Below are 5643 nucleotides of genomic sequence, written 5' to 3' on the forward strand. Positions count from 1 at the left end.
CGCCCTTCGCACGCCGGCTGCCGCCCGGCCGCCGCTGCCCCGGACCGCCGCCCGCGGTCAGCGGCATGGTCGGCGGCTCCTGGGGCTGCGGCACGGGCGCCCCGAAGCCCTGGGGCTCGCGCCGGTGTTCGGTCCAGGCCGTGCCGTCCCACCAGCGTTCCCGGTGCGGGGCCGACGGGTCGCGGTACCAGCCGGGCGGAGGCGTCATGCTCATCCCGGCACTGTAGGACGCCGCGTGCCGTGATCTACAGCGGTGTGACGTACGCCCCGGAGATCCCGCCGTCCACCAGGAAGGCAGCGGCGGTCCCCTCGGCCTCGGCGAAGCGTCCGACCGGGATGTGGACGACCCGGCGCACGGCCCGCCCCGGGTCCTCGGCGAACAGCTTCTGGAGCAGCGGGGTGTTGACCGGGTCGGGGCACAGGGCGGCGCCCCGGATGCCCTCCCGGGCGAACCGCACGCCCAGTTCCCGGGACATGGCGAGGACTCCGCCCTGAAGGGCGTGCACGGGATCTGCCCGGTGACGGCGCCCGAGGGACCGCCCCGGCGACCCGGCCCATGCCCGGGACCCGGCCCGTGCCCGGGGCCCCGCCCATGCCCGGGACCCGCCCGGACCCAGCGCGCCCCTGGCACGCTCGCCCGCAGCCCCCCGAGACTCGCCCCCGAGCCTCACCCCCGTGTCAGCGACAGCAACTGCCGGGCCGGCCCCGTAGGACGGTGGCCCGTCGGCCAGACGGCGCGCAGGTCGCGGGCCAGGGCGACGTCCGCCACCGGCACGCTGACCAGGCGCCGGGTCGTGAGCTCCTCGCCGACGGCGAGTTCGCTGAGGACCGACGGGCCCGCGCCCCCGACGGCGGCGGCCTTCACCGCGGTGGTCGACGACAGCTCGATCAGCGGACGGGCCAGGCCGCCCAGGGCCGCCTCCAGGACCTGCCGGGTGCCCGACCCCTCCTCCCGCAGGATCAGCGGCGTCGCCGCCAGCTCCTGCGCGGCAAGAGGCCGGCGCCGCCGGGCCCACGGGTGGGTCGGCGCGGCCACGACGATCAGCCGGTCGTGGGCGATGACGGCGGAGTCCAGGCCCGCCGGGACACTCACGCCCTCCACGAATCCGAGGTCCGCCTCGTCGGCGAGCAGCCGCTCCGCCACGGCCGTCGAGTTCCCGGCGAGCAACGACACGGCCGTGTCCGGCAGTTGACGGCGCAGCGCGACCAGCCAGCCCGGCAGCAGGTACTCCGCGATGGTCATGCTCGCCGCCACCCGCAGCCGCGAGTCCCGCCGGTCCCGCAGCGCCTGCGCGCCCGCGTCGAACGCCTCGGCGGCCTCCACGATCCGGCGCGCCCAGTCCGTGACCAGCGCCCCGGCGTCGGTGAGCCGGGAGCCGCGCGGCGAGCGGTCCACCAGGGCCACCCCTAGCTGGCGCTCCATCGACCGGATGCGGCTGCTGGCGGCGGGCTGGGTGATGCCCAGCTCGCGCGCGGCCCCGCCGAGGCTGCCCAGTCTCGCCACCGCCAGCAGCAGCTCCATCGCGCCGAGATCCGGCACCCGGTGCGACAGCGAGCCCCCCGTGTGCCGCCCCGGCTCGCCCTGTCCGTCCTCCCCGCCGCCCCTGACACTCCTGCTGCTCATAATTCCAGCTTATGCCCTCATAGGGGCATGGTCCCTGGTCAGGGCCTTCGGGCGAGGAGACCGTAGGACCATGGTCACCGCAGCCCAGCCCCTGTCCCCCGCCTCCGCCCCGGTACGCCGCGCCCCGGCCGTCCGTCATCTCGGCCCGAACTGGTACGCGTGCGTCATGGGCACCGCCGTCGTCGGCACCGCGGGTGCCGGGCTGCCCTGGCACGTCCCGGGTCTGCGCACCGTGTGCGCCGCCGTCTGGGCGCTGTCCCTCGCCCTGCTGACGGCGCTGCTCGTGGCCAGGTCCCTGCACTGGCGGCACCACCGCGACCAGGCCCGCGCGCATCTGCTGGACCCGGCCGCGGCGCCCTTCTACGGCTGCCTGTCCATGGCCCTGCTGGCGGTCGGCGGCGGTGCCGTGACCGTCGGCCGGGACTGGACCGGGGAGCGGGCCGCGGTCGCCCTCGACGCGGTGCTGTTCACCGCCGGCACGGCGATCGGGCTGGCGGCGGCGGTCGCCGTCCCGTACCTGATGGCCGTGCGGCACCGGATAGAGCCGGGCCAGGCCAGCCCCGTGTGGCTGCTGCCGCTGGTCGCGCCGATGGTGTCCGCGGCCGTCGGTCCGCTGCTGGTCCCGCATCTGCCGCCGGGCCAGCCCCGTGAGACGCTGCTGCTGGCCTGCGTCGCGATGTTCGGGCTGAGTCTGCTCGCGACGCTGGTGACGCTCCCGGTGATCTTCGCCAGGCTGCTCACGGGCGGTCCGCTGCCGCTCGCGCTCACCCCGTCGCTGTTCCTGGTGCTGGGCCCGCTCGGGCAGTCCACGACCGCCGTGGGCAAGTTCGCGGACGTGGCCCCCGGTGTGCTGCCGGGCCCGTACGCGGAGGGGTTCGCGGTGTTCGCCTTCCTGTACGGCGTCCCCGTGATGGGCTTCGCGCTGATGTGGCTGTGCCTCGCGGCCGCGCACGTCGTGCGGGCCCGGCGCCGGGGCATGCGCTTCTCGATGACGTGGTGGTCGTTCACGTTCCCGGTGGGCACCTGTGTCACCGGTGCCGAGGCGCTGGCCCGGCACACCGGCCTCGCCGCCTACGACGTGCTCACCGTCGCCCTGTTCACGTTGCTCGTCACCGCCTGGGCGGTCGCCGCCGTGCACACCGCGCGCGGCGTGGTCAGCGGCGCGCTGCTCGCAGGGCCGCGGCCAGCCGCCGGGGCGCCTCGGCCAGTGACGGCCCGTACCAGGTGAGGCAGCGCCCGTCGACGAGGGCGCAGGGCAGGCCGGGGAAGGCCTCGGGGCCGTCGTCGGCGGTGAAGCGGTACGGCTCGTCCGGCAGCACCACGACGTCCGGGCGGGCCGCCCGCAGTTCCTCGACCGGGATCCTCGGATAGCGCTCGGGGTGACCGGCGTAGAGGTGGTCGACGCCGAGGCGGGCGAGCACGTCGCCGGCGAAGGTGTCGCGGCCCAGCACCATCCAGGGCCGGCGCCAGACCGGCACCACGGCCGTGAGGCGGCGCTCCGGGGCGGGCGGCGCCGACCAGGCTTCCTCGGCCGCGTCCAGCCAGCGGGGCCGGGACGGCGCCCCGCAGGCCGCCAGCACCCGGGCCAGCTCCGTGAAGGCCCCCGGGACGGTGCGCACCTCGGTGACCAGGACCTCGACGCCGGCCGCGCGCAGGGCGTCCAGGTCGGGGGCCCGGTTCTCCTCCTCGTTGGCGAGCACCAGGTCGGGGGCGAGGGCGACGATCCGCTCGACGTCCGGGTTCTTCGTGCCGCCGATCCGGGCGGCGTCGAGCCCCGCCGGGTGGGTGCACCAGTCGGTGACGCCGACGAGGGCGCCGGGGACGGTGTGCGCGACGGACTCCGTCAGGGACGGCACGAGGGAGACGACCCTCACCGGCGCGGCCGGTCCCGTACGGCCTCGATGTGCTCGGCGACGGCGACGACCACGAGGCGCGTGTCGGGCACCGTCGCCCGCCACCGGTGCCGGACCCCGCCGGTCAGATACAGGGTGTCGCCGCGTCCCAGCCGGTAGGCGCGGCCCTCGGCCTCGATCTCCACGGCGCCCTCGGTGACGAACATCAACTGGTCGTTGCGGTATTGCAGTTCCCGGCCCGCGTCGTGGTCGCCGGTGAACTCCGAGGCGTGCATCTGGTGGTGTCCGCGCACCAGGGACCGCACCCTCGGCGCGAACGCGGGGTCCGGGTCCTCGGCGCGGACCACGTCCACGCTGCACGCGGGGTCGGCGGCGGCCAGCAGCTCCACCGCGGTGGTGCGCAGGGCGTCGGCCACCTTCTCCAGGGAGGTCTGGCTGGGGCGGGCCCGGTCGTTCTCGATCTGGCTCAGGAAGGGCACGGACAGGCCGCTGCGCTCGGCGACGACGGCGAGCGTGAGCTCCAGGGCCCGGCGCCGTCGCCGTACGGCCGCGCCCACTCGAAGGTGCTGGTCTTTGTGGTCGCCCATCGCTCCGGCTCCCTCCTTCGCCCGTCGCCGTCGTGCCGCCGTCCCGTGCCGGGGCGCCGTCCTCCCTGAGGAGTTGTCTGCACCCTACGCAGGTTCGGCAAACCGTTTCATGCGGCCGTCACATCGCTGTCACGCCCCGGTGGCCGCGACCTCACAGTTCTCGCCACGGGACCAGCCGCCCGCGGTGAGCGGCGGGCACCTTACCGGTTCAAGGCCCCGGCGGCTCTCCGTGTTCCCCGCTGGTCCCGGGTGCCCCCACCGCCAGGGCTCGGGTGGTGGCATGGCGCTCCGTGGTTGTCCGGATCCTATCCGTGGTCCGGCGGGAACGACCCGAGGGGTGGGCCCCTCGCGCTCTCGGAAAGCGCGGGGACTCACCCCTCGGTGGAGATGCGGTACGGCGGGCCGGACTACTGCGGTGTCATCCGCCCGACCATGTCCGGGTGCTCCTTGAGCCAGGCCTCGACCGCCTGCTCCTCATGGCCCTGGCCGCGTTCCTTGATCTCGGACTCCAGGCTGCCGAGCTCGTCCTCGCTCATGTGGAAGTTCTTGATCCACTGGGTGAGCTGCGGGTACTTCCCGGGGAAGTCCTTGCTGGAGATCGTCCGGATCGTGTTGCCCTCGCCGAAGGCCTTCTTGGGGTCCGCCAGCTTGGTCAGCTTGTACTCGTTGTACGCCCAGTGCGGCGACCACAGGACGACGGCGACCGGCTCGTGCTTGGCGTAGGCCCGCTTCAGCTCGGCGAGCATCGCCGGGGTGGAGCCGTCGACGACCTTGTACTCCTTGTCCAGGCCGTAGCCCGGCAGGACCTCGTCCTTGAGCAGCTGCATCTCGCCGGTGCCGGGCTCGATGCCGATGATCTTCCCGTCGAAGGTGTCGGCCTTCCCCTTGAGGTCCGCGAGGGACTTGACGTCCTTCACGTACGAGGGAACGGCGATCTCCAGGGAGGTCGGCTGGTACCAGGTGCCCAGGTCGGTGAGATTGTCCTTGTTCTTGTCCCAGTAGTTCTTCTGGGCGTGGGGCAGCCACGCGTCGAAGTTGAGGTCCATGTCGCCGGAGGCCAGGCCGGTGTAGACCGGGCCGACGTCCATCTGCTTGAGGTTCAGCTTGTAGCCGCGACGCTCCAGGACGTTCTTCCACAGGTAGGTGACGGCGACGTCCTCGTCCCAGGGGAACCAGGCGACGTCCACGGCACGCTTCGCCTCGGGCGGGGTGGCGCCGGAGCCGCCCTTGACCGGGGCGAGCTTGTCGACCAGACCCGGGTTGGAGTCCAGCCAGGCGCGCACGGCGTCCTGCTGCTTGCCCTTGCCGGCCTTGTTGATCTCGGCCTCGAGGCTGGTGAGCTGCTTCTCGTCGAGCTTGAAGTCCTTCATCCACTGGGCGACGGTCGGGTCGTCGCCGGCGAAGCCCTTGCGGGACAGCGTGTGCACGCCGTCGCCCTGGCCCCAGGCGCCCTTCGGGTCCTTCAGCTTCTTCAGGTCGAGGTCGTTGTACGCCCAGTGCGGGGACCAGAGCGTGACGACGATCGGTTCCTTCTTGCTCATCGCCCGCTTCAGCTCGGCGAGCATCGCCGGGGTGGAGC

At 73.9% G+C, this 5643-nt stretch carries 6 protein-coding genes and 1 pseudogene; 1 reads left to right on the forward strand and 6 read right to left on the reverse strand.

Going from position 1 to position 5643, the window contains the following annotated elements:
- The 3 genes and pseudogenes from GTW67_RS06170 to GTW67_RS06180 form a co-directional block, all read right to left on the reverse strand.
- A partial coding sequence (locus GTW67_RS06170; RefSeq protein WP_161163783.1) for a DUF2510 domain-containing protein occupies positions 1–208 on the reverse strand: 208 nt, incomplete at its 3' end.
- Between the two features lie 37 nt (positions 209–245).
- Positions 246–500, reverse strand: a pseudogene (locus tag GTW67_RS06175) (SDR family oxidoreductase); the annotation flags it as partial.
- A 167-nt stretch (positions 501–667) separates the two neighbouring features.
- Positions 668–1624 (reverse strand): LysR substrate-binding domain-containing protein, encoded by a 957-nt coding sequence (locus tag GTW67_RS06180; RefSeq protein ID WP_524539749.1) that lies wholly within the window; start codon positions 1622–1624, stop codon positions 668–670.
- 70 nt (positions 1625–1694) lie between these two features.
- Here GTW67_RS06180 and GTW67_RS06185 point away from each other — a divergent pair, with 70 nt between their 5' ends.
- On the forward strand, positions 1695–2852 hold the full coding sequence (locus GTW67_RS06185; RefSeq protein WP_161163780.1) for a TDT family transporter: 1158 nt from the start codon (positions 1695–1697) through the stop codon (positions 2850–2852).
- Here the strand turns inward: GTW67_RS06185 and GTW67_RS06190 are convergent.
- The 3 genes from GTW67_RS06190 to GTW67_RS06200 all read right to left on the reverse strand — a co-directional run.
- On the reverse strand, positions 2779–3498 hold the full coding sequence (locus tag GTW67_RS06190; RefSeq protein ID WP_161163781.1) for a helical backbone metal receptor: 720 nt from the start codon (positions 3496–3498) through the stop codon (positions 2779–2781). The two genes, GTW67_RS06185 and GTW67_RS06190, sit on opposite strands and share 74 nt — an antisense overlap.
- Positions 3495–4064 (reverse strand): helix-turn-helix domain-containing protein, encoded by a 570-nt coding sequence (locus tag GTW67_RS06195; RefSeq protein WP_161163782.1) that lies wholly within the window; start codon positions 4062–4064, stop codon positions 3495–3497. Before GTW67_RS06195 ends, GTW67_RS06190 begins: the two co-directional genes overlap by 4 nt.
- Positions 4065–4471: 407 nt before the next feature.
- Positions 4472–5643 (reverse strand): glycine betaine ABC transporter substrate-binding protein (locus GTW67_RS06200; protein ID WP_272920465.1); only part of this gene is annotated, 1172 nt, incomplete at its 5' end.

The sequence above is a fragment of the Streptomyces sp. SID5910 genome (assembly GCF_009862125.1).
Taxonomy (GTDB): Bacteria; Actinomycetota; Actinomycetes; order Streptomycetales; family Streptomycetaceae; genus Streptomyces.